The 24,814-nt window shown below is 38.6% G+C and carries 24 protein-coding genes and 3 pseudogenes; 21 read left to right on the forward strand and 6 right to left on the reverse strand.

The window, feature by feature from the left end; genetic code table 11:
• The 8 genes and pseudogenes from ACFIQC_RS01245 to ACFIQC_RS01280 form a co-directional block, all read left to right on the forward strand.
• Nucleotides 1-248 (forward strand): annotated as a pseudogene (locus ACFIQC_RS01245) (hypothetical protein); the annotation flags it as partial.
• Between the two features lie 179 nt (nucleotides 249-427).
• A complete protein-coding gene (locus ACFIQC_RS01250) occupies nucleotides 428-904 on the forward strand; it encodes a hypothetical protein (RefSeq protein WP_273791330.1) in 477 nt (158 codons plus the stop codon).
• A gap of 728 nt (nucleotides 905-1,632) precedes the next feature.
• Nucleotides 1,633-1,932: a hypothetical protein gene (locus ACFIQC_RS01255; protein WP_375706628.1), complete on the forward strand. Its 300-nt coding sequence runs from the start codon at nucleotides 1,633-1,635 to the stop codon at nucleotides 1,930-1,932.
• 2 nt (nucleotides 1,933-1,934) lie between these two features.
• Nucleotides 1,935-2,510, forward strand: coding sequence for a hypothetical protein (locus tag ACFIQC_RS01260; protein WP_375706629.1), 576 nt, complete (start codon nucleotides 1,935-1,937; stop codon nucleotides 2,508-2,510).
• Between the two features lie 129 nt (nucleotides 2,511-2,639).
• Nucleotides 2,640-2,996, forward strand: a pseudogene (locus ACFIQC_RS01265) (glycoside hydrolase family protein); the annotation flags it as partial.
• A complete protein-coding gene (locus tag ACFIQC_RS01270; protein WP_375706630.1) occupies nucleotides 2,993-3,220 on the forward strand; it encodes a hypothetical protein in 228 nt (75 codons plus the stop codon). The pseudogene ACFIQC_RS01265 and the gene ACFIQC_RS01270, both read left to right, overlap by 4 nt.
• The gene (locus tag ACFIQC_RS01275; RefSeq protein WP_375706631.1) at nucleotides 3,153-3,359 is read left to right on the forward strand and encodes a hypothetical protein; all 207 of its coding nucleotides are present in this window, start codon (nucleotides 3,153-3,155) and stop codon (nucleotides 3,357-3,359) included. Before ACFIQC_RS01270 ends, ACFIQC_RS01275 begins: the two co-directional genes overlap by 68 nt.
• On the forward strand, nucleotides 3,352-3,570 hold the full coding sequence (locus tag ACFIQC_RS01280) for a hypothetical protein (protein ID WP_375611113.1): 219 nt from the start codon (nucleotides 3,352-3,354) through the stop codon (nucleotides 3,568-3,570). The genes ACFIQC_RS01275 and ACFIQC_RS01280 overlap by 8 nt, the downstream gene beginning before the upstream one ends.
• 61 nt (nucleotides 3,571-3,631) lie before the next feature.
• Here ACFIQC_RS01280 and ACFIQC_RS01285 read toward each other — a convergent pair whose 3' ends face one another.
• Complete coding sequence (locus tag ACFIQC_RS01285; protein WP_375640341.1) at nucleotides 3,632-3,904, reverse strand: type II toxin-antitoxin system YafQ family toxin; 273 nt, start codon at nucleotides 3,902-3,904, stop codon at nucleotides 3,632-3,634.
• Nucleotides 3,905-3,913: 9 nt separating this feature from the next.
• A pseudogene (locus tag ACFIQC_RS01290) lies at nucleotides 3,914-4,194 on the reverse strand (type II toxin-antitoxin system RelB/DinJ family antitoxin).
• Nucleotides 4,195-4,472: 278 nt separating this feature from the next.
• Between ACFIQC_RS01290 and ACFIQC_RS01295 the strand changes: the two are divergent.
• The 3 genes from ACFIQC_RS01295 to ACFIQC_RS01305 all read left to right on the forward strand — a co-directional run bounded on the left by ACFIQC_RS01295 (nucleotide 4,473) and on the right by ACFIQC_RS01305 (nucleotide 7,519).
• Complete coding sequence (locus ACFIQC_RS01295) at nucleotides 4,473-5,435, forward strand: L-threonylcarbamoyladenylate synthase (RefSeq protein ID WP_375613034.1); 963 nt, start codon at nucleotides 4,473-4,475, stop codon at nucleotides 5,433-5,435.
• A 2-nt stretch (nucleotides 5,436-5,437) separates the two neighbouring features.
• Complete coding sequence (locus ACFIQC_RS01300; RefSeq protein ID WP_375629535.1) at nucleotides 5,438-6,847, forward strand: FAD-binding oxidoreductase; 1,410 nt, start codon at nucleotides 5,438-5,440, stop codon at nucleotides 6,845-6,847.
• A 144-nt stretch (nucleotides 6,848-6,991) separates the two neighbouring features.
• On the forward strand, nucleotides 6,992-7,519 hold the full coding sequence (locus tag ACFIQC_RS01305; RefSeq protein WP_375628324.1) for a DUF6101 family protein: 528 nt from the start codon (nucleotides 6,992-6,994) through the stop codon (nucleotides 7,517-7,519).
• A 1,084-nt stretch (nucleotides 7,520-8,603) separates the two neighbouring features.
• On the opposite strand, the gene purD is transcribed toward ACFIQC_RS01305, so the two are convergent.
• Nucleotides 8,604-9,878, reverse strand: a complete 1,275-nt coding sequence (gene purD / locus ACFIQC_RS01310; RefSeq protein ID WP_375706632.1) for a phosphoribosylamine--glycine ligase — start codon at nucleotides 9,876-9,878, stop codon at nucleotides 8,604-8,606.
• 90 nt (nucleotides 9,879-9,968) lie between these two features.
• On the opposite strand from purD, the gene ubiA reads away from it, so the two are divergent.
• Nucleotides 9,969-10,973, forward strand: a complete 1,005-nt coding sequence (gene ubiA, locus ACFIQC_RS01315) for a 4-hydroxybenzoate octaprenyltransferase (protein ID WP_375620644.1) — start codon at nucleotides 9,969-9,971, stop codon at nucleotides 10,971-10,973.
• A 236-nt stretch (nucleotides 10,974-11,209) separates the two neighbouring features.
• Here the strand turns inward: ubiA and pdxH are convergent, their stop codons facing one another.
• Nucleotides 11,210-11,833, reverse strand: coding sequence for a pyridoxamine 5'-phosphate oxidase (pdxH, locus tag ACFIQC_RS01320; protein WP_375628318.1), 624 nt, complete (start codon nucleotides 11,831-11,833; stop codon nucleotides 11,210-11,212).
• 325 nt (nucleotides 11,834-12,158) lie between these two features.
• On the opposite strand from pdxH, the gene ACFIQC_RS01325 reads away from it, so the two are divergent.
• The 8 genes from ACFIQC_RS01325 to ACFIQC_RS01360 all read left to right on the forward strand — a co-directional run bounded on the left by ACFIQC_RS01325 (nucleotide 12,159) and on the right by ACFIQC_RS01360 (nucleotide 20,788).
• Entirely contained in the window at nucleotides 12,159-13,064 is a 906-nt protein-coding gene (locus ACFIQC_RS01325) for a DnaJ C-terminal domain-containing protein (protein WP_375706633.1), read from the forward strand.
• 127 nt (nucleotides 13,065-13,191) lie between these two features.
• Nucleotides 13,192-14,010, forward strand: coding sequence for an enoyl-ACP reductase FabI (fabI, locus tag ACFIQC_RS01330; protein WP_375620647.1), 819 nt, complete (start codon nucleotides 13,192-13,194; stop codon nucleotides 14,008-14,010).
• 148 nt (nucleotides 14,011-14,158) lie between these two features.
• Nucleotides 14,159-15,247, forward strand: a complete 1,089-nt coding sequence (aroC, locus tag ACFIQC_RS01335) for a chorismate synthase (protein WP_375620648.1) — start codon at nucleotides 14,159-14,161, stop codon at nucleotides 15,245-15,247.
• A 15-nt stretch (nucleotides 15,248-15,262) separates the two neighbouring features.
• Nucleotides 15,263-16,366: a 3,4-dihydroxy-2-butanone-4-phosphate synthase gene (gene ribB, locus ACFIQC_RS01340; protein WP_375620649.1), complete on the forward strand. Its 1,104-nt coding sequence runs from the start codon at nucleotides 15,263-15,265 to the stop codon at nucleotides 16,364-16,366.
• A gap of 7 nt (nucleotides 16,367-16,373) precedes the next feature.
• The gene (locus ACFIQC_RS01345; protein ID WP_375611123.1) at nucleotides 16,374-16,628 is read left to right on the forward strand and encodes an exodeoxyribonuclease VII small subunit; all 255 of its coding nucleotides are present in this window, start codon (nucleotides 16,374-16,376) and stop codon (nucleotides 16,626-16,628) included.
• Between the two features lie 242 nt (nucleotides 16,629-16,870).
• A complete protein-coding gene (gene dxs / locus ACFIQC_RS01350) occupies nucleotides 16,871-18,778 on the forward strand; it encodes a 1-deoxy-D-xylulose-5-phosphate synthase (RefSeq protein ID WP_375620650.1) in 1,908 nt (635 codons plus the stop codon).
• A 16-nt stretch (nucleotides 18,779-18,794) separates the two neighbouring features.
• Nucleotides 18,795-19,538 (forward strand): TlyA family RNA methyltransferase, encoded by a 744-nt coding sequence (locus ACFIQC_RS01355; protein WP_375706634.1) that lies wholly within the window; start codon nucleotides 18,795-18,797, stop codon nucleotides 19,536-19,538.
• Complete coding sequence (locus ACFIQC_RS01360) at nucleotides 19,535-20,788, forward strand: class I SAM-dependent RNA methyltransferase (RefSeq protein WP_375706635.1); 1,254 nt, start codon at nucleotides 19,535-19,537, stop codon at nucleotides 20,786-20,788. The genes ACFIQC_RS01355 and ACFIQC_RS01360 overlap by 4 nt, the downstream gene beginning before the upstream one ends.
• Before the next feature lie 507 nt (nucleotides 20,789-21,295).
• Here the strand turns inward: ACFIQC_RS01360 and tldD are convergent.
• Together tldD and ACFIQC_RS01370 are read right to left on the reverse strand one after the other, a co-directional pair.
• A complete protein-coding gene (tldD, locus tag ACFIQC_RS01365; RefSeq protein ID WP_375611127.1) occupies nucleotides 21,296-22,720 on the reverse strand; it encodes a metalloprotease TldD in 1,425 nt (474 codons plus the stop codon).
• A 110-nt stretch (nucleotides 22,721-22,830) separates the two neighbouring features.
• On the reverse strand, nucleotides 22,831-23,370 hold the full coding sequence (locus ACFIQC_RS01370; protein ID WP_375640316.1) for an invasion associated locus B family protein: 540 nt from the start codon (nucleotides 23,368-23,370) through the stop codon (nucleotides 22,831-22,833).
• Nucleotides 23,371-23,713: 343 nt separating this feature from the next.
• On the opposite strand from ACFIQC_RS01370, the gene cyoE reads away from it, so the two are divergent.
• A complete protein-coding gene (gene cyoE, locus ACFIQC_RS01375) occupies nucleotides 23,714-24,649 on the forward strand; it encodes a heme o synthase (protein WP_375706688.1) in 936 nt (311 codons plus the stop codon).
• The last annotated feature ends 165 nt before the right edge of the window (nucleotides 24,650-24,814 follow it).

Genomic DNA, 24,814 nt, shown 5'->3' on the forward strand with positions numbered 1-24,814 from the left:
CCCCTTATGATGTTTTTCCAGAAAACCAACAGCAGAGTATTAATGCTAAAGCAACAGTTGATGCTTGCATGGTTCAAGCAGGATTCCGCTATAAAGATCAAAGAGGAGGGGGGTGGTGTTATACTTTTAAAGAGAAAAACTTGCCGATTTGTCGTCCAGGTGCTGTCATACCACAGCGCAGTGTCAAGAAGCGCTTGAACAGCCCTTTTTGTAAAAAGTATAAAAATGCACCTGAATGCAAACCTTAAGTTTTGCTGTTTGTGATGATTAACAATCCGCCATCCTTGCTTTGCTTGAAATGACGGGATTGTTCCCTCAACTAACCATTTCAATATTGTTCACCGTTGTTTTAAGCAGCGGTGACAGAAAATATCAACAAGCTTCCGAGCTGTTTTATTGTAAAGAAACCCACTGAAGGAGGGGAATAATGAAGAAAATCTTAAAACTATTGAGTTGCATAGCTCTCTTAAATACAGCTGGATGTGTTAACCAACCTCCTCCATCAACTTTAGCATTATGGGAAAAACCAGGTGTCGATAAAGCGATGATCCAACAATCCTTATCAAAATGTGGCTGGAAACCGGTTTATGCTTCTTCTAGTGATATGAATTCGTATGCGAGTGAATTTGCCTCAGTTTATGAGTGCATGAAAAAAGCAGGTTTCCGGTATAAATTGCAAGATTCAAAAGGGCTCTATTTTGTACAACCTCTGAAAAGTGACTCGTTTTTAGCTAATTTGATGCTAGCTGGATATCAGCAATTTATGGACAATGATACCTTTGGTGTGACCAACAAAACGAAACAGGAACGCGCTTTACTAACGCATTTTGAGGATGAAAGAAAACGTCAGCAAAAGCAAAAAGCTTTACAAAAGCGATCACCAAAGCGTCCTCCCCATCGTTAAAAAGGTCGTTGGATAAAATCACGAATGAAGTAGGGGATCAAAGCCGTCTCCTTCTTTATTCAAGCGGATGACACTTTAAATAAGGCAGCATTCATGGTGTTGGAGCCGATATTATCGCTGGGACCAATCCTGTTTATGAAAATGGTGAGCAGAGCGGGAATATCACCTTGGGAGAAGGTAAAGATATCATTTTTGAAAGTGTACAAAACCAGCTCGTGGGTGTTGCTACAGCCCTTGGCTCTTAAGACGATTCATAAGAATCATTTTTACTCCTTTCTTCTATAGTTTTTACCCACACATCAGCCCCGCTTATGATGTGCAAGCAAGTGATTTTGATTGATTCAAGATAAACAGATTTGAAATGAGAGAATCCTACGTTATTCGGGAGGCTAATTCAATATAAATAACGCTAGATTATTATTATAAATCAATATTTTGTTATATAAAAAAACTAATCCGTAGGAGATTGTTGGAAATGTTGGAACTATCCTTGGTACTTTTGCTGGGCTTAGCAACATCAGAGCGAAAGAAAATATCGTACGAGTAGGGCAGCGAGATGGATACAAACTCTATGAGTATAACTACAGGGGCTATCCAGAGCGTTATCGCGGGGTGATGGCACAAGATGTTTTGAAGTCAAAACCTGAAGCTGTTTTCTTGCATAAGGCGATAGGTTTTGTGCATGTAGATTATAGCAAGCGTGGCTGTGAGATGGAAAGGGTGCAGTGATGGAACAAGAAAACACAAATTCTCTTTTAAAGTTGTTTGATCCAAAATTTTTGCGTCCTTTAATGTATCAGGTTATACCGCAGTTACCTAGATATTTATTGCAACAACGCTCGATGCCTCCAAGCACGCCGTTGGAAGGACGATACAAGCCAAGTTTTTTAGAACGGGCTGCTTGTCGCACAGACCCTTTTGATGCGAGCAATGGGGATAATACTCCGCAAAAATTGAGTCCTACAGAGCTTATTCGCGGTTCTCAAGCAGGGACAGAACAAGCTGGGAAAAAACGCCAGCAGAATTGATTATGTCTACAGATGATTTAAAGCGCCAAATGCCTCCATTGCCGGATGTTTCAAAGGATACTGTTAAGATACAAGAGGTACCAGAGCAACAAAAACATGATTTTTCAGAGCAGAGAGGTGTTGCATCAATGATTCCTCAATCTTCACTTGTTGGGAACATTGATCAGTCTAGTGGGGATGAAGCTGGGCGACAGCAAAAAAATGTGATGGATTATATTGCTCAACTTAATGAGAAATCTATAGCGGAAAACTCTTTGAAAAATGATTCTGGAAATGATGAGGAAAAGCTTTTTGATGCACCTATAGGAGAAGAAAAACATTCCAATTCACACTTACCAGAAGAGGAACATTTAAAAGCAAGTGGTGATCTTGAACAAAAAACAGATTATATCAAGTCACTTGATAACTTTGTTCAGACAGGAGCAAATCCAAGTAGCTTATGGGAGCGTTTTAGAAAATCAGAATTTTCCGAGCATTTAATGGATTTTTTTGCAGAGCTTGCGTTAGGAAAGACACCACAAGAAAGTTTTTCAAATGCATCTATCCTTATGCGGCAGGGCAACAAGGAACGCGCATAACATAAACAAAATTTGCAATTTTTACGCTCTAAAGGGTATAGCGATGAAGATGCGCAAGCACTCACGCAATATCCAGATTTTGCCATGAAAATCATAGGCAGCACGTTAAGCTCTCAAGAAGGCTATAGAACACTACTTAAAAGGCTTAATCGGGGGGATTATGAAGCAGTACCAACCGAATTGCAGAAATGGACCAAAGCAGGAGGCAAACGTTTACAAGGTCTCGTACACCGGCGTGTAGCAGAGGCAGGGCTATGGGCGAAAGGGGCTTATGTTTCTTCTAATTATCAAACAGTAGAAACGAAACAACCAACAGGGTTTCTCAAAGCAGAAGCATTGGCACCGATTATTGGTTCTTTCTCAGGTCTTGGTGGGTTTTTAGCGGGCAATGGACCAATCCAATGGGCTTTAGCCGCCATTATGGTTTTAGCGGCATGTACTGGCATTTTCTTTGTTGCTAAACGCTTTCAGGAGCACCGCCTATGATCTTATGGATGAAAAGAAACTTGATGGTAACAGGTGCGGCTTTAGCCGCTTTTTTTATTGCCTTAGCAAAAGCTTTTACTCTTGGAAAAAAAGTAGAGCAACAAAAGCAAACAGAAAAAGCTTTAAAAGCAGCCACAACACGGCTTGAGGTGGAAAGTGAAGTTAATCAAAAAAGTGATGCTGATATGCGTGCTGCTCTCTCTGATTGGTTGCATGACAAATAAATATGCTTCTTCTTGTGTTGGCTGGTTGCCAATTTATTTAGACAAGAAAGATCTGAACGCCATCAGTTCCAATTTAGCAAGAGAGATCTTAAAGCACAATAATCTAGGTGAACGCTTGTGTGGGTGGAAACATGGTTAGAAAAAAATCCAAAAAACACACAGAGCTTACAGAATCAGAAAAAGAAATGCTTCAAGAAATGATCATCACCTATCAAAGCGTGAAAATGATGTCTCGCTTGATGAAGTGGATAGCATTTTTTCTTTTTTTGCTTATTCTTGATTTTGCACGCCTCATGGATGCGATAGACAACATCTTCGCTCATTTGAAGCAGTGGTTCTCAAAGAATTAGAAAAACTGTCATACAAGCAAAAACTTCGAAAAATTCTTTTTACTATGAATTGGAGATCCAATCATAAGCGTAGTTCAGAATGCAAACCAAGTCGTAAGAGCCCTAGTGTTTTGGTATTCGGCTTTCGATAGATCAAAACTAAATCTGGCTTGATATGACAATCACGACAATTGCGCCATTGACCTGTTAGCGCATGATCTCTCCAATGCGCTTTTAGCGGTTCATTCTCCGCTAACGCTTTGACCACAAGCAGCAAATCCTTCTCTAGTGTATTAGCATACCTACCTTTGCTTTCACGTTTAAGGTCAGACCGGAATGAACGCGTATAGACAATATAGCAAGCTTAGGTTTTCTTTTCAGATTTACGCATTTCGGTTCTATCTTCGCGTATCATGGTCCTTAAGCTGTCTAATGATGTACGTTCGACGCATCCCATTTCGGCATCCTCGATAGCTCGTAATGTTTCCGGATTTGGTTGAAAGATCCAAGCGGTAATGTTCGATCTCTAGCAATGCGGGTCATAAACATGCGTACTGCATCCGATACAGTTAAACCCGTAGACTTAATAACTGCACTTGCAATTTCTTGAACTTGATCAGGTATGCGGGCTTGAATTTTTCCCATTTCTAAATCCCCTATTCAATTGTAGTACAATGTACTGCACGTTAAGTCTATGTCAAGAGTTTCAACAATAGCTTTTCACAAGAGAACTTAGCAAAATTCAAAAAATTATTAGAGAAAGTTAGAAGAATAAGATATGTTCTGTAGAAGAATATTGGAAAATCCTATTCCCTAACCTTTATTTATGAACCACATACTTTAAAAAAACATATAAATCAATGTGATATATGAATAAAAAAGAGCATAATATCACTAAAAGAGTGTTATAGAAATGATGTGTCATGACGATTCTACCACTCGATAGTGCTTCGATAAGAGAGGCAATAGCGCTTCTTGAACAAGGGAAGTTAGTAGCGTTACCAACAGAAACTGTTTATGGATTAGCGGGCGATGCAACCAATGGGAGGGCAATTTCTTCTATTTATTCTACAAAGGGTCGTCCACAAATTAATCCTCTTATTGCGCATGTTAGCGGCATCGAAATGGCGGAACGTTATGTTAAAATTGACTTTCTTTCACGCCAATTAATAGAGGAATTTTGGCCAGGGCCTTTGACATTGGTTTTGCCTTTAAAGGAACAGCATAATATCCATCCTTTAACAACCTCTGGTTTGAATACCTTGGCTGTTCGTTTTCCAGACAGTCGTTTTGCGGAAGTGGTACAACATTTTGGCCGTCCACTTGCTGCTCCTAGTGCGAATCAATCGGGGCGTCTTAGCCCTACTTCAGCTGAGGCTGTTTTTGCATCTTTGGGGGAATCTGTTCCTTTGATATTGGACGGAGGACCTGCTAAAATAGGGCTGGAATCAACGATTATTAAAATTTGTGGTGAAAATATTTATCTTTTGCGTCCAGGGGGGCTTGCGGCTGATGAAATTGAAGAGGTTGTGGGGAAGCCTTTAAAACGGATAGATCAAAGGGCGGCGATTGAAGCTCCTGGGATGTTAAAATCACATTATGCTCCCAATGCTACGGTTCGTTTGAATGTAGAAAAGGTGGAAAATGGTGAAGCGCTTTTAGCATTTGGTTCAAAGCGTGTTATGGGGGCTGAAAATGCCGTTTCTATTTTAAACCTTAGCGAAGATGGAAAGTTGGAAGAGGCAGCCTCTCATTTATTTCAATATATGAAGGAATTAGATTCATTTAAAGTGAGATGTATCGCAGTAGAACCTATTCCATCATACGGATTAGGAGAGGCTATCAATGATCGTCTTATACGGGCTGCGGCTCCAAAGGAGAAATGAACATGGAGCAGGAATTAATTGAAGGGTTTAGGGAAATTGTTGGTGCTAAGCATGCTATAACGGATCAAGCTTTGATTGCACCGTATTTGCTTGAAGAGCGTGGGCTTTTTCATGGAAAAACACCTTTACTTTTACGTCCATCTTCTTGCGCAGAGGTCTCATCGATTATGCAGTTAGCGAGCAAAACGCGCACACCGATTGTGCCACAGGGTGGAAATACAGGGCTTGTGGGGGGACAACAACCAGATGAAGGAGGAGGGAGCGTTCTTTTATCCATGGAGCGATTAAATAAGATTAGAGCTATAAATCTTGAGGGAAATTTTGTTGTTGTAGAGGCTGGTGTTATTTTACAGGATTTACAGAAAAAAGTGGATGAATCAGGTCGTTTTTTCCCTCTTTCTTTGGCATCTGAAGGTTCTTGCCAAGTAGGAGGCAATCTTTCGTCGAATGCTGGAGGGACAGCTGTTTTAGCTTATGGCAATATGCGTGATCTTTGTCTTGGTTTAGAAGTTGTTTTACCGGATGGGCGTATTTTAGATGATTTGCGTTTTGTTAAAAAAGACAATAGCGGTTACGATTTAAAAGATCTTTTTATTGGTGCAGAAGGCACATTGGGAGTTATAACCGCAGCCGTTTTGAAGATGTTTCCAAAAATAAAAGGAAAAGCTGTTGCTTTGGTGGGATTATATAGTCCGGCGAAGGCTTTAGAGTTTTTATCTCTGGCTCAAGAATATGGAGGAGGGATGTTGACAGGTTTTGAGCTCATGGGAAATCTCAGTTTGCAAATGGCTTTAGATTATAAGATGTGTGAGAAGCCTCCTCTTCAGCGGAAACATGAATGGTATGTATTAATGAACATTTCATCGTTGCAAGGCAATGATGAGGCGTTATCGGTATTGAGTACTATTTTAGAAGAAGCTTTAAAGAATGCGGTGATAGAAGATGCAGTTGTTGCGCAATCTTTAAAACAGCAAGATTTTTTTTGGCAATTACGAGAAAGTATATCATCAGCACAAAAGTTAGCAGGAGGGTCCATTAAGCATGATATTGCAATCCCACTTGCTTCTATTCCTGATTTTATTGCTGAGGCAGCGCTTATTGTTGAAGATATTGCTCCAGGAGCACGGGTGATTTGTTTTGGACACATGGGCGATGGAAATTTACATTATAATATTACACAACCTGTAGGAGCTGATACGACAGTGTTTTTGCAGTTATGGTCAACAATGAATCATCGCATTCATAGTTTAGTGGTGGACTATAGAGGTGCATTTTCTGCTGAGCATGGAATTGGTCAGCTTAAGCGCGAAGAACTTCGTTCTTTTAAATCGCCTGTCGCATTGGATATTATGCAAGGGATTAAAAAAACACTCGATCCTTTAGGGATAATGAATCCTGGAAAAGTATTATAATTCAAGAATGGTGATCATGCATTTTTGTTTAGATTTTAATAACCAAAAAAGAAACCAGTTGTTTTTTATTCAAACTTTTAATAATCCAATGAGAAAAAGCTGCTAAAGGGTGTATGTTATTTAAGATAAATTGGGATAATGTATATGGCTAATCAATGCTTTAATCAGGCAAAAGCGGTGCTTGAATTTCGGTTAGATCCGTGCCATTTGCCACAAACGACGACATATTTTTCATCCAAAACGGGTAATCAGGTTATTTGTTCGTTAAATGAGCGTGGTGTTTCTTTTAAAACGGATATGCCTTCAAGCTTATCGCATTTAATACCCCCTTATCATTTTCAAGGAATTGCAGCACGTACCGTAAAAACGCGTTCAGGAGAAAGAGCTGTTGCATTAGAATTACTTCATGCCGATGAGGAAGCTTGTATACCGCTTTTGGTTTCCAGAGATTTGAATAATGTTCTTCTGGATTGGCGGTTATGGGCGGATACTTATGGCCTTCCCATGCTTATGATCAATGAGGATAATCGCATTCTGGTTGTAAAAGATCGTTCTGATTTACATCGATTTTTTGGTACAACAGCACATTCTAAACAAAAGCATTTTTTACTTCGTTATAGCAATCCGTTAGGCTTGCGTTTGGTGATTGCGAATCGAATTGCACTCCAGTAAATTAATATGCATTCATTTTTGTACGACCGTCAGCATTTATCTTGTTGTGCTGTAAAACATCGTTGTTTGGGGAGGTAACATAAGGCATGTAAACTTCACACATGAAGTGTTTTTAGAAGATATGGCGAATATTCTAAGTTTGCTTGTAGGTCTTTGTGTAAGTGCAGCATATGAGTGGGAAGCAAGAGGAACCCGCTTAATGAGAATTCAGACCTTTACAGACGGGATTTGGTGTGACTTTTGGTTCTTGAAAACAAAGAGAAAGTCAATGATTGTAAATGAGAGTTTTTTGACACCATACATTGGCAGCAGGAATCGATGATGTAGAACGCTTTTTTCAGAGAGGTAAAAACGGTTTTCATAACAATAGAAACTGTTTTTTTGCGGTATAATTTTGGGTGTTTGCCACATTATTAAAAACACCAGAAGATTACTGGAAGTGTTTTTGAATTTTTTTTATAAATCATTTCTCCATGTTGAATGAAAGCTTTGAATATTTCAGAATATTCTTATTTCATCTCTCTTTTATAATCAAAATCATTTAGATAGAAAGGGTTATCGTAATATTGAGAATTGGAAAATACAATGATGGTATAGGTTTTTATTTTTATTCCAGAAAGCTGGCAGAATGGATTTATACTATTTGCAGGTAGTGTCGTAAAATGGGAATGATAAGCATGAGAGATATTGTTTAAGAATTTGTATGTGAATAACATAACTATCTTTTTTGGGCATTTTATTTTTCGTAAAAGCGGAATTTCACTAAAAACGCGATAAATAAAAGAAATGATAGTATATACGTTTTTCCTCAGGATTTTATAAGAAAGAAAGTGTTTATAAAAATGATGAGAAAATGCGTTTAAAGTAAAGACAACAGTAAAATGATTATTTTATATTACATCTTCAGATTCAGAAAATTTTCCTATTTTATCATGAGTAGATATCCTATTTACAATATTTGATTGTTCAAAGGAAAGCACACTTATTTTTTCAAAATTATGGCCAACGTAAAACAGTGAGAAAATTTGTGTGTTATGCTCTTATATAAAATAAGAAAATCGTAAAAAAAGAATATTCAAAGGATTTAATTTTCTCGCGCAACGGCTCTCCATCCGATATCTCGACGAACAAAACCTTCTGGCCAATCAATAAAATCAACAGCTTCATAAGCACGTTTTTGTGCATGCGTAATCGTTTTTCCTGTTGCAGTTATATTGAGTACACGTCCACCATTTGCAATGAGTTCTCCATCACGCAACACTGTACCAGCTTGAAAAACTTTCACATCGGGAAGAGTGTTTACTTGATCAACATTACGGATAACAGTACCTTTTTGGGGGGAGTCTGGATAACCATTAGCAGCCATAACAACGGTGAGAGCTGTTTTTTCAGACCACCGAAGAGGCTTATTTTCAAGTTTTCCTTGAGCTGCAGCAAGAAAAATTGGCAAAATATCATCTTTGAGGCGCATCATTAAAACTTGACATTCAGGATCACCGAATCGTACGTTAAATTCAATTAATTCGGGTCCTTTTTGCGTTATCATTAATCCGACGAAGAGAATACCTTTAAAGGGGGCGCCCATTTCTTTCATGCTTATTAAAGCTGGTTCAACAATTTCTTTGAGAGTACGATTCACTATTTCTTGGGTCATGATGGGCGCTGGTGAATAAGCACCCATACCACCGGTGTTTGCTCCAGTATCCCCATCACCTACACGTTTATGATCTTGAGCAGATCCAAAAGGAAGAGCAACTTTACCATCACAAAGGCAGAAGAAGCTTGCTTCTTCACCTTCAAGAAAAGATTCTACAACAATTTTGTTTCCTGCATCTCCAAATGTACTTTTGAAGCAGGCATCAACTGCGTTAAACGCTTCTTCCATAGTTGTTGCAACCACGACACCTTTGCCAGCTGCTAAGCCATCAGCTTTAATAACAATGGGAACACCTTGTTGCTGAATGTAAGCTTTAGCTTTAGAGGCATCATTAAAGCATTGGTAACTTCCTGTAGGAATGTTATTCTTCCGACATAAATCTTTTGTAAAGGCTTTTGAACCTTCTAGTTGAGCAGCTTTTTGAGTAGGACCAAATACACAGATGTTAGCGCTATTAAGAGAGTCTGTTATACCCGCCACCAAGGGTGCTTCTGGTCCTACAATTACAAGATCAATAGAATGTGCTTTACAAAAATCAATAACAAGGGGATGGTCATCAATGTTCAAATTAATATTTTCACCAAATTCTGTTGTTGCAGAATTTCCAGGAGCACAATATAACTTTGTTAGCAGTGGTGATGCTGCTATTTTCCATGCTAAAGCATGTTCTCGTCCACCTGAGCCAATAAGAAGAATATTCATTGCTTGCTCCTCTCATAAAAGATAATTAATCTCATCCCCTTCTCATAAGAATGAAATGTCTCTATCGCAAGACCAAAGGTAAATCATTTGATGAAAAAAAATAAAAATATCGCGCATGTTCAGTCCTATGATAGCCAAGGACGGGTTATGGATGCATCTTCCAAACAATGGGTCTACAGCTTCCTTCCCCGTTCTTTATGGTTTTATGCGCAATTGGCGCGTTGGGATCGGCCTATCGGTTGGCAATTGTTGATGTGGCCTTGTTTTTGGTCAACAACAATGGCTTTTTTCTCTTATAACATGCATTACGATACTCTTTTATCAATGTTTCTTCATTGGGTTTGGTATCTTTTTCTTTTTTTTCTGGGGTCTATTGCTATGCGAGGGGCAGGATGTACTTGGAATGATCTTATTGACCATAAAATTGATGCTCAGGTAGAAAGGACACGTTCTCGCCCATTGCCGACAGGTCATGTGAGTCGGTTGCAAGCAAGAGTTTTTATACTTGTGCAATGTTTAGTTGGTTTAGTTGTTTTATCACAATTTAATAGGTTTAGTTTTTTTCTAGGTATTTCGTCATTGATAGCTGTTGCATTTTATCCTTTTATGAAACGCGTAACATATTGGCCGCAGTTTTTTTTAGGCGTTGCATTTAATTGGGGGGCATTAATGGGGTGGGCTGTTGTCTTTGGAAGTTTAAGCTGGGCACCAATCTTGCTTTATGTGGGATCAATTTTGTGGACCATAGGATACGACACAATCTACGCACATCAAGATAAAGAAGATGACATTACTGTTGGTGTCCGTTCTACGGCTCTTCTTTTTGGTAAAGCAACCAAGCGTGCTTTAGTATTTTTGTATGGTGGTTTTGTGATGTTCGTTAGTCTAGCATTTTATTTAGCTGGAGTTCCTGTTCTTAGTTTTTTTGGGATTTTTGTGGCAAGCATCCATATGTTTATTCAAATTAAAGTCATTGATATAGATGATAGTTCACAATGCCTCAGGCTTTTCAAATCTAATTCGCTTATTGGTTTTGTGATTTTTGCTGGTTTAGTATGTGGGGGTATATGGATGATATTTTATTCTGCGGTCTAAAAATAAGTTAGCTAAAATCATAGTTTCTATTGAATACAGTATGTTTTTTTAATTAGCTTGTTGCTAATCTATTTTTAAGCAATACAGTAGAAAATATCACCAATTAACCTTTACAGTGAAAATAAAATTCTTCTATTTAAATAAAATAAATCAGCTTCTTTTAGAATTTTTCGAATAAAAAATATTTGTTTAATTGTTGCGAAGAAAAAATCTTCATAACGATGAAGTTTGAAGGATTAGGGATAAAGTTTTTGTCTTTTCCAATCGCTGTGTTCAACACAATCCCGTGTAAAAAGCAGACGATCATGTAAACGAAATGGGCGATCGCACCAGAACTCTATAGAAAGGGGTTTAACACGAAACCCAGACCAATAAGGTGGTCGTGGAATATTGCCTAGAGCATAACGCGCAGTATATTGAGCAATTGCTTTTTCGAGCACAAAACGATTGTCTAAAGGTTGAGATTGTTTAGAGGCCCATGCACCAATTCGACTACCACGTGGTCGCGATTGGAAATAGGCATCGGCTTCCTGTTGACTTACTTTTTCAACGATTCCTCTAATTCTGACTTGACGACGGAGTGATTTCCAATGAAAACCTAAGGATGCTTTCATTGATTTTAAAATTTCTTGTCCTTTACAGCTTTCATAATTGGTATAGAAGACAAAGCCTTGGGGACTGTAGTCTTTGAGGAGAACCATACGAACATTAGGGAGTCCTGTTTCGTCAACTGTTGCTAATGCCATAGCATTCGGATCATTTATTTCACTTATCGTTGCCTCTTCAAGCCACTTTGCGAAAAGTTCAAAAGGTTTTTGCATTTGCATAAAATGATCATCTGTTGGTATTTTTTTGCTCATAGTTTCTCCAAATATCAGTGAGCATGGGTGAGGCATTTTCTCATTTACTTTATCATCAAGAAGTCACAGTACCATTTTTTCTTATTTTCAAAAAGCCAATGCTATCGTGTATTTCTATGGTAGTTTAATTATTTTTACTTTAGCATAGACTACAAGGAGCTATATTAAATAAATATCTCATTTTATCTGGTATTTTAGTTTATTGATAGACATATAAAGAGAAAAGAAGAAATTATTCTTTAGAATAGACTGATGAAGCTATAAGGGATATTGAACAACGTATCAGTTGATATTTTGAAAACGAAGAAATTGAAAAGAGGGCAATATGCGTGATCCCTACACGATTCTGGGTGTGGCACGTACCGCAAAATCGCAAGAGATTAAATCGGCATTTAGAAGATTAGCGAAGAAATATCATCCAGACCATAATAAAGATGATACAAAGGCTAAAGAGAAATTTGCTGAAATTAATCAAGCCTATGAAATTATAGGTGATAAAGATAAAAAGGCACAATTTGACCGCGGTGAAATTGATATGGAAGGAAAACCGCTTTATCAAGCCTATGGTGCTGGTGAAAATTTTAGCAATAAACAAAATCCCTTTTCAGGAAGAGCAAAGGGATTTGATTTTTCCTCTTCAGGTGGTGCAAGTTTTGATGCGAGTGATATTTTTCGGGATCTGTTTGGAGGAGGAGGTAGCTTTTCGAATTCTACACACTATAACCGTCCCCAACAAGGAACACATGTTCGTGCTAATCTTGCCATAACATTAGAGCAGATGGTTGGCGCAGAAAAGGTGGAAGCTGTTTTTCCAAATGGAAAAAAGTTAAAAATTAAACTGCCAGATTATATTGAAGACGGACAGACTATTCGTTTAAAAGGTCAGGGAGAAGAGGTACCTCACGGGCAAGCAGGAGATGCGTTAATAACCATTCAGATTCAAAAACATCCTCGTTTTCGGGTTGAAGGAAGAGCACTCCATCTTGATTTACCAGTTTCTCTCAAACATGCTGTTTTGGGAGCAAAAGAAGAAGTTGAGACGTTGGAGGGGCGTGTGGTTTTAACGATTCCTGCGTGGTCAAGTTCTGATCGCGTTTTACGGTTGAAAGGGAAAGGGCTTCGTTTAAAAAATGGTACAAGAGATGATCTTTATGTGCATGTTCGCATTATGTTGCCGGGAGATGAAAATGCCGCCGCACTAGAACAGTTTTTGCAAATGCAACAAGATTAATTTTAAAAATTTTATATATAAAAGCGTAGTTTTTGTTTGATTTTAAACCAATTGCTTGAAGAAAAAGTTGACCTGTGTCATAGGCAGGTGAATAATACTAATTTTAAGTAACAATGGGGCAGTGCTGATGGCTAAGGGTAATGGTTTATTGTACGGTAAGCGTGGTTTAATTTTGGGGTTGGCCAATAATCGCTCCATCGCTTGGGGAATCGCTAAAGCGGCAAGTAGCGCAGGGGCAGAGCTTGCTTTTACCTATCAGGGTGAAGCAATGAAAAAGCGTGTCGAGCCTTTGGCTGAAGAATTAAATGGATTTGTTTGTGGACATTGTGATGTTTCTGACAGTGTCTCTATTGATACGGTCTTTAGAGAAATAGAGAAGAAATGGGGAAAACTTGATTTTTTAGTTCATGCTATTGGTTTTTCTGATAAAGATGAATTAAGTGGTCGTTATATTGATATCAGCGAATCAAATTTTATGATGACCATGAATATTTCCGTTTATTCGCTAACAGCTCTAACGAAGCGTGCAGAAAAATTGATGCCAGATGGTGGTTCAATCTTGACACTAACCTATTATGGTGCAGAAAAGGTTGTTCCCAATTATAATGTAATGGGGGTTGCCAAAGCCGCTCTTGAAGCGAGCGTGAAATATTTAGCGGTAGATTTAGGTCCCCAAAATATTCGTGTTAATGCTATATCTGCTGGACCAATTAAAACGTTAGCGGCTTCTGGTATTGGTGATTTTCGTTATATTTTAAAATGGAATGAATATAATGCTCCATTACGTCGTACGGTAACAATTGAAGAGGTTGGTGATTCTGCGCTTTATTTTCTTTCAGATTTGTCTCGTTCTGTTACCGGTGAAGTCCATCATGTCGATTCGGGTTATAATATCATAGGTATGAAAGCAGTTGATGCCCCAGACATTTCTGTCGTTAAAGAATAAAGTTTGGTTTATAAGATTTTATTAGACAGCAGTAATTTGACCAAATTTAAGGTGTCCAAGAGTATTTGGGAGAAAAGAGCTGTTTTGTGTATAGCACACAACATACGTTATCGTTGTATATATTTGACAGAGAAATGGATCTTTTTTCATGTCGCATAATACATTTGGTCATTTGTTTCGTGTAACAACATGGGGTGAAAGTCATGGTGCTGCTCTTGGTTGTGTCATTGATGGTTGTCCACCTGGAATTATTTTTACTCTTGCAGAAGTTCAAGCTTATCTTGATAAACGCAAGCCAGGACAATCAAAATACACAACGCAGCGCCGAGAACCAGATGAAGTAGAGGTCCTTTCAGGAGTTGTTGTTCAAGACGATGGAACGACATTGGTGACAACAGGTACACCAATTTCTCTGTTGATTCGAAACACAGATCAACGCTCTCAAGATTATGGAGCAATTGCTCATCAGTATCGTCCAGGACATGCGGATTATACTTATGATATTAAATATGGCATTCGTGATTTTCGAGGCGGGGGACGTGCTTCGGCACGGGAGACGGCAGCACGTGTTGCAGCAGGTGCATTTGCTCGTAAAATCGTTCCTGGTTTGAGTGTACGAGGAGCAGTGATAGCAATTGGTCCTCATAATATTAATCGTGATCGTTGGGATTGGTCAGAGGTTGATAATAATCCTTTTTTTACAGCTGATGCAGAGATGGTTCACATTTTTAGTGACTATATCAGTAAACTCCGTAAAGAGGGGACATCTGTTGGTGCGGTTGTTGAGATCGTTGCAGAAAATGTTCCGGCAGGTTTAGGAGCCCCTATTTACGCAAAGCTTGATCAAGATATTGCCTCGTTACTTATGTCGATTAATGCGGTAAAAGGTGTGGAAATTGGTGATGGTTTTGCGGCAGCCCGCTTGAGAGGAGAAGAAAATGCCGATGAAATGCGAATGGGAAATGATGGAAAACCGCTTTTTTTATCCAATCATGCTGGTGGTATTTTAGGGGGAATATCGAGTGGACAGCCAATTGTTGCGCGTTTTGCTGTAAAGCCTACTTCATCAATTTTAACACCTCGTCGTTCCATTGATGTTGATGGTCATGATATAGACGTTATAACAAAGGGACGTCATGATCCATGTGTTGGGATTCGTGCCGTTCCTGTTGGTGAAGCGATGGTTGCTTGTGCTATTGCTGACCATTATCTAAGACATCGCGGTCAAGTTGGGTGATTGAAAAGGTGAACAATGGCGTATGATGAAAAAAAAATTGTTTCTGCACTTAAAGCTTTTGAACGCGGTGAAATTGTTGTGGTGACAGATGATGATGACCGTGAAAATGAGGGTGATTTAACTGTTGCTGCAGCGCATTGTACAGAAGAAAAGATGGCGTTTATTCTTCGTCACACAACAGGTATTGTGTGCACACCTATGCCAAAAAAAGAAGCAAAACGGTTTAATCTTTCTCCTATGGTACCAGATAATAACTCTGCACATGGGACGCAATTTACGGTTACTGTTGATTTTAAACACGGCATAACAACAGGGATCTCAGCACATGACCGTACATTAGCTGTACGTAATCTTGCGAATTCAAATGCAAGTGCGGATGATTTTGTTCGTCCAGGGCATGTTTTTCCTTTAATTGCGCATGAAGGGGGAGTGCTTATGCGTTCAGGTCACACGGAGGCCGCTGTTGATTTATGTAAATTAGCTAATTTGCCGCCGGTTGGTGTTATCGGTGAGTTAGTTAATGATGATGGAAGCGTTAAACATGGCGATCAGATTATGAAATTTGCGCAAGAACATCGGTTGCATATTATAACGGTTGCAGATTTAATTGCTTACCGCCAACGTAAGGAAATATTGATCAAGCATGTTGGAGAAATGCCTATTGAAACATTCGTAGGTCCCGCTATTGTTCAAAGTTATCAACTCCCTTGGGAAGTCGTTCAGCATATTGCAATTGTTTTTGGTGATGTCCGTGAGGGTGAGAATATTCCTGTGCATTTACATCATGAAAACATTATAAGTGACGTTTTTTGTCAAACTTCAGATATTATGGTGATGATGCGGCGTATGATGGAAAAAGAAAAACGTGGCGTATTTATTTATTTGCGTGAAGGATCTGTTATACAATCAACTGTTGGTATTCAAAACATGACAAGAAACAATTCAGAAAACCATGTGCAGGCGATTGAACGCGAAGAAGAATGGCGCAAAATTGGTTTAGGGTCACAAATTTTAAAATATTTAGGAATAGGCTCTGTTATTATTTATGCTTCTAAAGAGCATCATTATGTAGGTTTGGAAGGTTTTGGAGTTCGTATATCCAGAACAGATATTTTTTGAGGTTCATATGAAAAAAGAGATACAAGAGGGGGATATTACGACCTTAAGCTTTGAGCAAGCGCTTAAGCAACTTGAAGTTATTGTCGAAAATTTGGAACGTGGCGATGTGCCTTTGGAACAATCCATTGATATTTATGAACGCGGTGAAGCGCTTAAAAAGCATTGTGAAAAACTCTTAAGAGTTGCTGAAGCTAAAGTTGAAAAAATCCAGCTTTCAGAAGAAGGTTTTCCAGAAGGAGTGGAACCACTTGATGCTAAATAATTTAAATCTTTTTGGATATTTATTGTGGGACTTAAGAGAAGCAATAACCTTAGTTTATAAACAGAAAGTTTTATTGATTTCTTTTTTATAAAATAAGTTAAAAATGAGGAAATTATAGCTCATCTCAAATAGAAAAGAGCATTTTTCAGTAAAAAAGATGCAAAACTGTAAATAAAAGAGTAGAGAAGATATATTTTTATCATTGTGTTTTCTTGAGTTAAGATAATAGGAAGGATTTTTTTTTGTCTCAGGTCTTAACACCATTGCTTGACCGTGTTTGTTTTCCGCAAGATTTGCGGGCATTGCCTGAGTCTGATTTGGTACAGTTGGCTGATGAGTTGCGGACCGCAACAATTGATGCGGTTTCTGTAACAGGTGGTCATCTTGGGGCGGGACTTGGTGTTGTTGAGCTCACTGTTGCATTACATTATATTTTTAATACACCAGAGGATAGGATTATTTGGGATGTTGGTCATCAAACCTATCCACACAAGATTTTAACGGGGCGTAGAGAAAAAATTCGCACATTACGTCAGGAGGGCGGATTATCTGGTTTTACAAAACGTTCAGAAAGTGTGTATGATCCATTTGGAGCGGGGCATTCGTCTACTTCTATTTCAGCGGGGCTTGGTATGGCAGTGGCAAGTGCTTTGAAAGCAGAGACAAGACGCAATATCATAACTGTCATTGGTGATGGTGCAATGTCTGCGGGCATGGCTTATGAAGCCATGAACAACGCTGGTGCTTTGAATGCACGCTTGATTGTTGTTCTTAATGATAACGATATGTCTATAGCACCACCTACAGGTGCTATGAGTGCACATCTTGCACGATTAGTGTCTCGTCCTTCTTATCGTCATTTGCGTGAACGCGTAAAGATGTTGAGCGAAAAATTGCCAAAGTTTTTTTTGGATAAAGCTCGTCGTTCAGAGGAATTTGCGCGTGGACTTTTGGTTGGGGGAACTTTATTTGATGAGCTTGGCTTTTATTATGTTGGACCCATAGATGGGCACAATTTGGGGCATTTATTGCCTGTTTTTAAAAATGTTCGTGAATATCCTAATGGTCCTGTTTTGGTGCATGTTGTAACCCATAAGGGAAAGGGATATCCACCTGCAGAGGCCTCGTCTGATAAATATCATGGTGTTAATCGTTTTGATGTCACGACAGGAAAACAGGTAAAAGCATCAAGTAATATTCTACCCTATACCAAGGTATTTTCTAAAGCTTTAATAGAAGAAGCTCGCAATGATGATAAGATTGTTGGCATAACAGCAGCGATGCCAACAGGGACAGGACTTGATTCTTTTGCGAAAAAATTTCCTGAAAAAATGTTTGATGTTGGTATTGCTGAGCAACATGCCGTAACTTTTGCGGCAGGACTTGCTTGTGAAGGGTATAAGCCTTTTGTTGCAATTTATTCTACTTTTTTACAGCGTGCTTATGATCAAATTATTCATGATGTATCAATTCAAAAATTACCGGTACGTTTTGCTATTGACCGAGCAGGTTTTGTGGGGGCAGATGGTGCAACACATGCTGGAAGTTTTGATATTGTTTTTTTGGCCACTCTTCCTGACTTTGTTGTTATGGCACCTTCTGATGAGCTTGAACTGATGCATATGGTGCGTACAGCTGCAGCTTATGATCAGGGACCAATTTCTTTTCGTTATCCGCGTGGTGAGGGGATTGGTATAGATTTACCGCAACGTGGTGAGTTATTAGAAATTGGAAAAGGGCGCGTTCTGCGTGAAGGAAATAGAATCGCTTTGGTTTGTTTTGGAACGCGGATGTCAGAAGTGTTGCAAGCTGCTGATGCGTTGGAGGTTGAAGGATTGTCTACAACGGTTGCAGATGCACGGTTTGCAAAACCTTTAGATAAAGATTTGATGCGTCGTTTGGCACGTGAGCATGAGGTATTGGTGACAATTGAAGAAGGGGCAATCGGTGGATTTGGAGCGCACATATTACAATTTTTAGCGCAAGAAGGGCTCTTAGAGCATGGTTTGAAAGTTCGTACACTAAAATTTCCTGATGAATATTTGAATCATGGTTCACCAGAAAAAGTTCTTTCACGTGTCGGACTTGACGCTATGGGTATTTTAAACACGGTTTTTGCTGTTTTGGGACGCGAGATTCGAACAGGATAGAAAATTCGAGTATGAGATGGCTTCCAGAAAAAGACTCGATATTCTTTTAGTTGAAAAAAACTTTTTTACGACACGTTCACGCGCACGTGATGCAATTATGCGCCAAACTGTTAAAGTTAACGGAGAAATCGTTTTTAAAGCTGGGCAAATCGTTTTTGATGATGCAGAGATTACCGTTTGTGATCCAGCGCAGAATTATGTTTCTCGGGCAGCGTTAAAATTGATTGCTGCACTTGATGCATTTCCAATTATAACAGATAAAGTGACAGCCATTGATGTTGGTGCATCAACAGGTGGTTTTACGCAAGTTCTCTTAGAGCGTGGAGCAGATCATGTCATTGCCGTTGATGTTGGGCATCATCAATTTGATAAACGTTTATTGGGCAACAGTGCTATAACGTTATTAGAAGGCTTGAATGTCAGAGATTTTAAACAGGAACATTTAGGTGGGCGAGAAATTGATCTTATCGTTTCAGATGTTAGCTTTATTTCGCTCAAACTTGCATTGCCTCCCGTGTTGTCTTTAGCCAAGAAGGGTGCCCAAGCTGTTTTACTGGTAAAGCCTCAGTTTGAGGTTGGTCGTAAACACTTGAGTAAGGGAGGAATATTAAGTCCATCAAGTGCTAAAGAAACTGCTGAGGCGCTTTTTGTTTGGTTAAATATACAAACAGGGTGGAGTGCAAAAGGTTTAATTTCTTCCCCTATTACAGGTGGTGATGGCAACGTGGAATATTTACTATTCGGAGAAAAACAAGAGTGAATGACAATGTCATAATCGATCATATCGGAGCAAATGGTTATGGTATTGCTAAGACGTCTCACGGCTTCGTTTCTGTTCCTTTTACTTTACCAGGAGAGTGTGCTGAAATTACTGTTCATGGAAAATATGCAACATATATAACATTAAAAGAAAAATCATCAGAACGCATTGATACTCTTTGTCAGCATTTTGGAGAATGTGGAGGGTGTACTCTTCAGCATTGGCATATGGATGCTTATCGCGTATGGAAACAACAATTGGTTGTTGAGGCGCTTAAAAAGTATGGACTTAATAATGTTGTTGCGCCTTTAATAGAATGTAAACCTTATAGCCGACGGCGGATTACTCTAACAGCATCCATGACCCCACAGGGGCAAAAAGTTGGTTTTAACCGTTATCTCTCTCATGAGATTGTAGCTCTTGAGGAATGCCCAGTAAGCCGTCCAGAGCTTATTTCTCAGTTGCATAATATCAGAGAGCTCTGTGCTTTTCTAAAGAGCTCTGCCAAACGGTTTCATGTTACGATAACATGTGTTGAAAATGGTTTAGATGTTGCTTTAAGCGGTTGCATTATACACCATGAATCACTTCGTCAGAGAATGATCAGTGCTGCTCTTTCATATGGGATTATACGTTTATCTGTTGACGGTGAAGTTTTGGTTGAACGAGAAAAACCAGAGATTTACTTTGGAGATGTCCGTGTTGAATTTCCTTCTGGTGGTTTTCTGCAAGCAACTTGTGAAGCTGAAAATATAATGGGCAATATTATTTTGACTCATTTTAAAAAAGCAAAGAATGCTGTTGATTTGTTTTCAGGGGTAGGAACATTTACCTTGCGTATGGCAAAAAAGATGAATGTTCATGCAGTAGAAAATAATGAAGATGCATTAAGAAATCTAAATACAGCAGCACGTTTTGCGACTGGTTTAAAAACGGTCACTTGTGAAAAACGTGATCTTTTCCGACATCCCCTTTCTGTAAAGGAACTTGAATGTTTTGAGAGTGTTGTTTTTGATCCTCCCCGTGCTGGTGCAGAGCAACAAGTACGTGAATTAGCGAAGACTATAGTATCACGTGTTGTGGCAATTTCTTGTAATCCTACTACATTTGCTCGTGATTTATCTCTTCTTGTTGCAGGGGGGTATACAGTAGAAAAAATCATACCGATTGATCAATTTTTATGGTCACCACATGTCGAAATTGTTGCTGTTTTGAGCAAAAAGAAAAAAAAGAAAGGTTGGAAACTTTAGCCTAATTTTTTTAAAAGTTTACCTGAGTATTATTATAAAATCTCTCCAAAATTTATCTATAATAATAACCTTTTTCTCGTTGATTTAAGAGCACTAAATGTAGAAAGTCTTTTTTATTATGAATATAAAAGACAAGTTACCCCACACAAAAGACTAATATCTTACGAAAAAGATGTGTCTGAATAAGCCTGTGCCGTCGTTATATTTGCCATCCCCTAATGTTTCTTAAAACTCTTGGCACTTGAGACGCCCCATAAGAGGAATCTTTAGTCTTTTCTTGTACAGTTTTTATCCATATAACTCTCCCCGCCTGTAACGTATAAACGAATGATTTTGATTGATCCAACAGACACAGATTTAAAATGAGAGAATCTTGCGGTATTCAAGGTTCTAATACAATATGAATAACGCTAGATTATCTTTATAAATCAATTCATTGTAATCTCCCCCTCACAAAATGGTCGTAATAGACGAGAAGGAGGCAATACTGGGAAGGAATGAGCAAGCTTATTCCTCTATAAGCGCAGTTCCACCGATTGTCATATTATTGATTCGAAGATGAGGTTGACCAACACCAACAGGGACATTTTGCCCTGCTTTTCCGCACATACCAATACCATTGTCTAGTTTACTATCATTACCAATCATTGTGATACGTTTCATAGCATCCGGTCCATTTCCAATAAGAGTTGCACCTTTGATTGGTGCACAAATTTTGCCATTTTCTACTCGGTATGCTTCAGTACATTCAAAGACGAATTTTCCGGAAGTAATATCAACTTGTCCTCCACCAAATGAAACAGCATAGATACCACTTTTAAGTGAAGAAAGGATTTCTTCAGGTGTTTTATCTCCTCCTAGCATGATTGTATTGGTCATTCGTGGCATTGGTGCATAAGCATAAGATTCACGCCGTCCATTTCCAGTTGATTTACCTCCCATAAGCCGTGCATTAAGCCTGTCTTGCATAAAACCAACGAGTTTTCCATCTTCAATGAGAACGTTATATCCTGAAGGGGTCCCCTCATCATCGACAGTGAGAGAGCCACGGCATTGTGGAATTGTTCCATCATCAACAACAGTAACACCTTTTGCTGCAACTTGTTGTCCTAAAAGTCCAGCAAAAGCCGATGTTTTTTTACGGTTAAAGTCACCTTCTAAACCATGACCTACGGCTTCATGGAGCATAACACCAGGCCATCCGTTAGCTAAGACAACATCAAAAGATCCAGCAGGTGCTGCTTCTGCTTCTAAATTTGTTAAAGCCATACGTAAGGCTTCATCCGCGGCTTTTTTCCAATTGTCTTCATGAATAAATTGGTTAAATGCTTGTCTCCCTCCACATCCATAAAAACCATTTTCACGACGATTGCCTTCAGCTGCGACCACAGATATAGAAAGTCGCACAAGGGGACGAATATCACGAACCAAATAACCATCTGCACGTAAAATTTCAACATGTTGTAGCGAGCCGGAAAGAGAAACAGTCACCTGATGCAATTTATCATTTTTAGCACGTAAATAGGCATCAATTTTTTGCAAAAGAGCACTTTTTTCTTCAAATGATGGAGCATCAAGGGGATTATGCGGTTGATAAAGCCTTTTGTTTGTTTGTTGAGGTGCTATGCTATAAGTCCCTGCATGATTATTATAGGTAACAGCTTTAGCAGCTTCACTGGCACGTTTGAGTGCAGCAGCTGATAACTCACTAGAGTGAGCATATCCAGTAGCCTCTCCAGCAACAACGCGTAGTCCAAATCCCATATCTTGATGAAATGAGCCGTTTTTAAGCTGTCCATTATCAAATAAAAGAGCTTCGCTTTCTGTATACTCAAGGTAAAGCTCACCATCATCAGCATGATGAAGTGTTTCCTGTATAAGTGATTGCACTTTAGAGGAAGCAATATCAAAATGATCAATCAGCGATTTCATAAGAATTATCCTATTTTTATGGGGGCTTCGAAGATTTTTATCAATCTAATTTTAAGAATCTTTCAAAATATACGATGAGATTTTGATTGTTTAAAATGTATTGATTTCATTCATGTCGGTAAGGTTGCATAGGCGTCGCCAAGACCATGAAGGTCAACAAAACCTCCAATCCCTTGTTCAGGAGTTGTAAAGATAAAATAGGTTGCCATTTTTCCTTTTAAAAAGAGCTGCAATATGTCTTCTTTAAGAAAGGCTTCAGCAACACAATTATCACCAAGACAACGACGATATTCCATTCTGCCCATATTTTTATCGTCAATTTTAATTCCAACGCCAGGACGTAATTCAACGCGAATCGGAACAAAAACACGCATCAAAGCACCTTGCTTTTGAGGAAGTTTATAAAATGTAACGCGCAAGGTAATATCTTGACGCCCTTGTGTGTGAACGTTTTGTACAATTTCACACTGCATGTTAGGTGTACCTGGTGGTAGAGAACACACTTTTGTCCATGCACCATAGGTTTGCGGAGCAGGAACATCTTGTGCATAGGGTGTTTGTGCAAATGCATGACTGATAAAACTACTATAAAGTGTGTAAAGAACAGCACCAATAAAAAAAGTTTTTTTGAGTAATTTATAAAGTATCACAGAAAATCCTATCCGACTCAACACCCACAACCGTGCATAGATTTACATAAAAAATGAATTCCCTATAAAAAACTATAACACAAAATCAGTATTTACCCAAATATATTAATTCATATGATATATTTTTATGATACATTTGTAATGTGGAGAGAACGTTGATTGAAAAAATGTATTTTTATTGCCAATATTTCCATTTACTTTTAGGGGATACGTGCGAAAGAGATATTTCATATTTTCTCAAAAATACGATTGGTCTTAATGGGTTATTTCCATACGCTAGATAATATTTGTCAGATAATATTGGGTTTGTGAATGACAGAAATGGAAAAGGGTTTTGAGTGGAATGTCAGTTTCAGAAGAGTTATCGGTTGTGAATGATAAATCAACGCCACCAAAATCCGGTATTGGTGATTACATCACATTATTAAAGCCACGTGTTATGTCTCTTGTGGTCTTTACGGCTCTGGTTGGTTTGCTTGTATCGCCTGTTCCTATCAATCCGTGGTATGGTTTTTTAGCAATTTTATGTATTGCTGCTGGTGGCGGTGGTGCGGGAGCACTGAACATGTGGTATGATGCTGACATTGATGCTGTGATGGAACGGACTAAAAAGCGTCCTATTCCCATGGGTAAAATCAGCTCCCAAAAGGCATTTATTTTTGGCATGGTTCTTTCTATGCTCTCGGTATTGGTTATGGGGAGCTTCATTAATTGGTTTGCGGCATTTTTTCTTGCGTTTACGATTTTCTTTTATGTCGTTATCTATACAATTTGGTTAAAGCGTATCACACCACAAAATATTGTTATTGGTGGTGCTTCTGGGGCTTTTCCACCAATGATTGGATGGGCCGTGACAACAGGGACAGTGAGTATTGATAGCTTTTTATTATTTTTAATCATTTTTATGTGGACCCCCCCTCACTTTTGGGCTCTTTCTTTATTTTCATCTCTTGATTATGAGGCTGCAGGTATCCCTATGATGCCTAATGTACGAGGTGAACATTCAACAAAAAAACAGATTTTATTTTATACTATTTTGATGGCATTGTGTGCTGCTGCTCCTTGCTTTACTGGTCTTGGCGGAATTTTTTATGGTATTTTTTCAACAATTTTAAGCATTATCTTTATTTATTTTGCCTATTGTTTATGGAAAGCTGATACACATAATGAAACTATTTTGATGGCCAAAAAAACGTTTTTCTTTTCGTTACTGTATTTGGCAGCTATCTTTGGAATTCTTTTGATTGAATCTCTTGTTTGGTATTTTATCGCTCTTTAGTTGCGTAAAATGAAAGAGCAAATTTTAAAAGAGCTTTTCTTCAAGAAAATGCTGTAAGAAAACACGATAGAGTGTGTTCTTATGTAAAAGATGATATTGCACGTTTTTTTACATTGCTTATTCATGTATAATAATAGGTTGTTTGAATATATAGCTAAAACTATA

It is taken from the genome of Bartonella sp. AA126HLJHH (genome assembly GCF_042197425.1).
Classification (GTDB): Bacteria; Pseudomonadota; Alphaproteobacteria; order Rhizobiales; family Rhizobiaceae; genus Bartonella.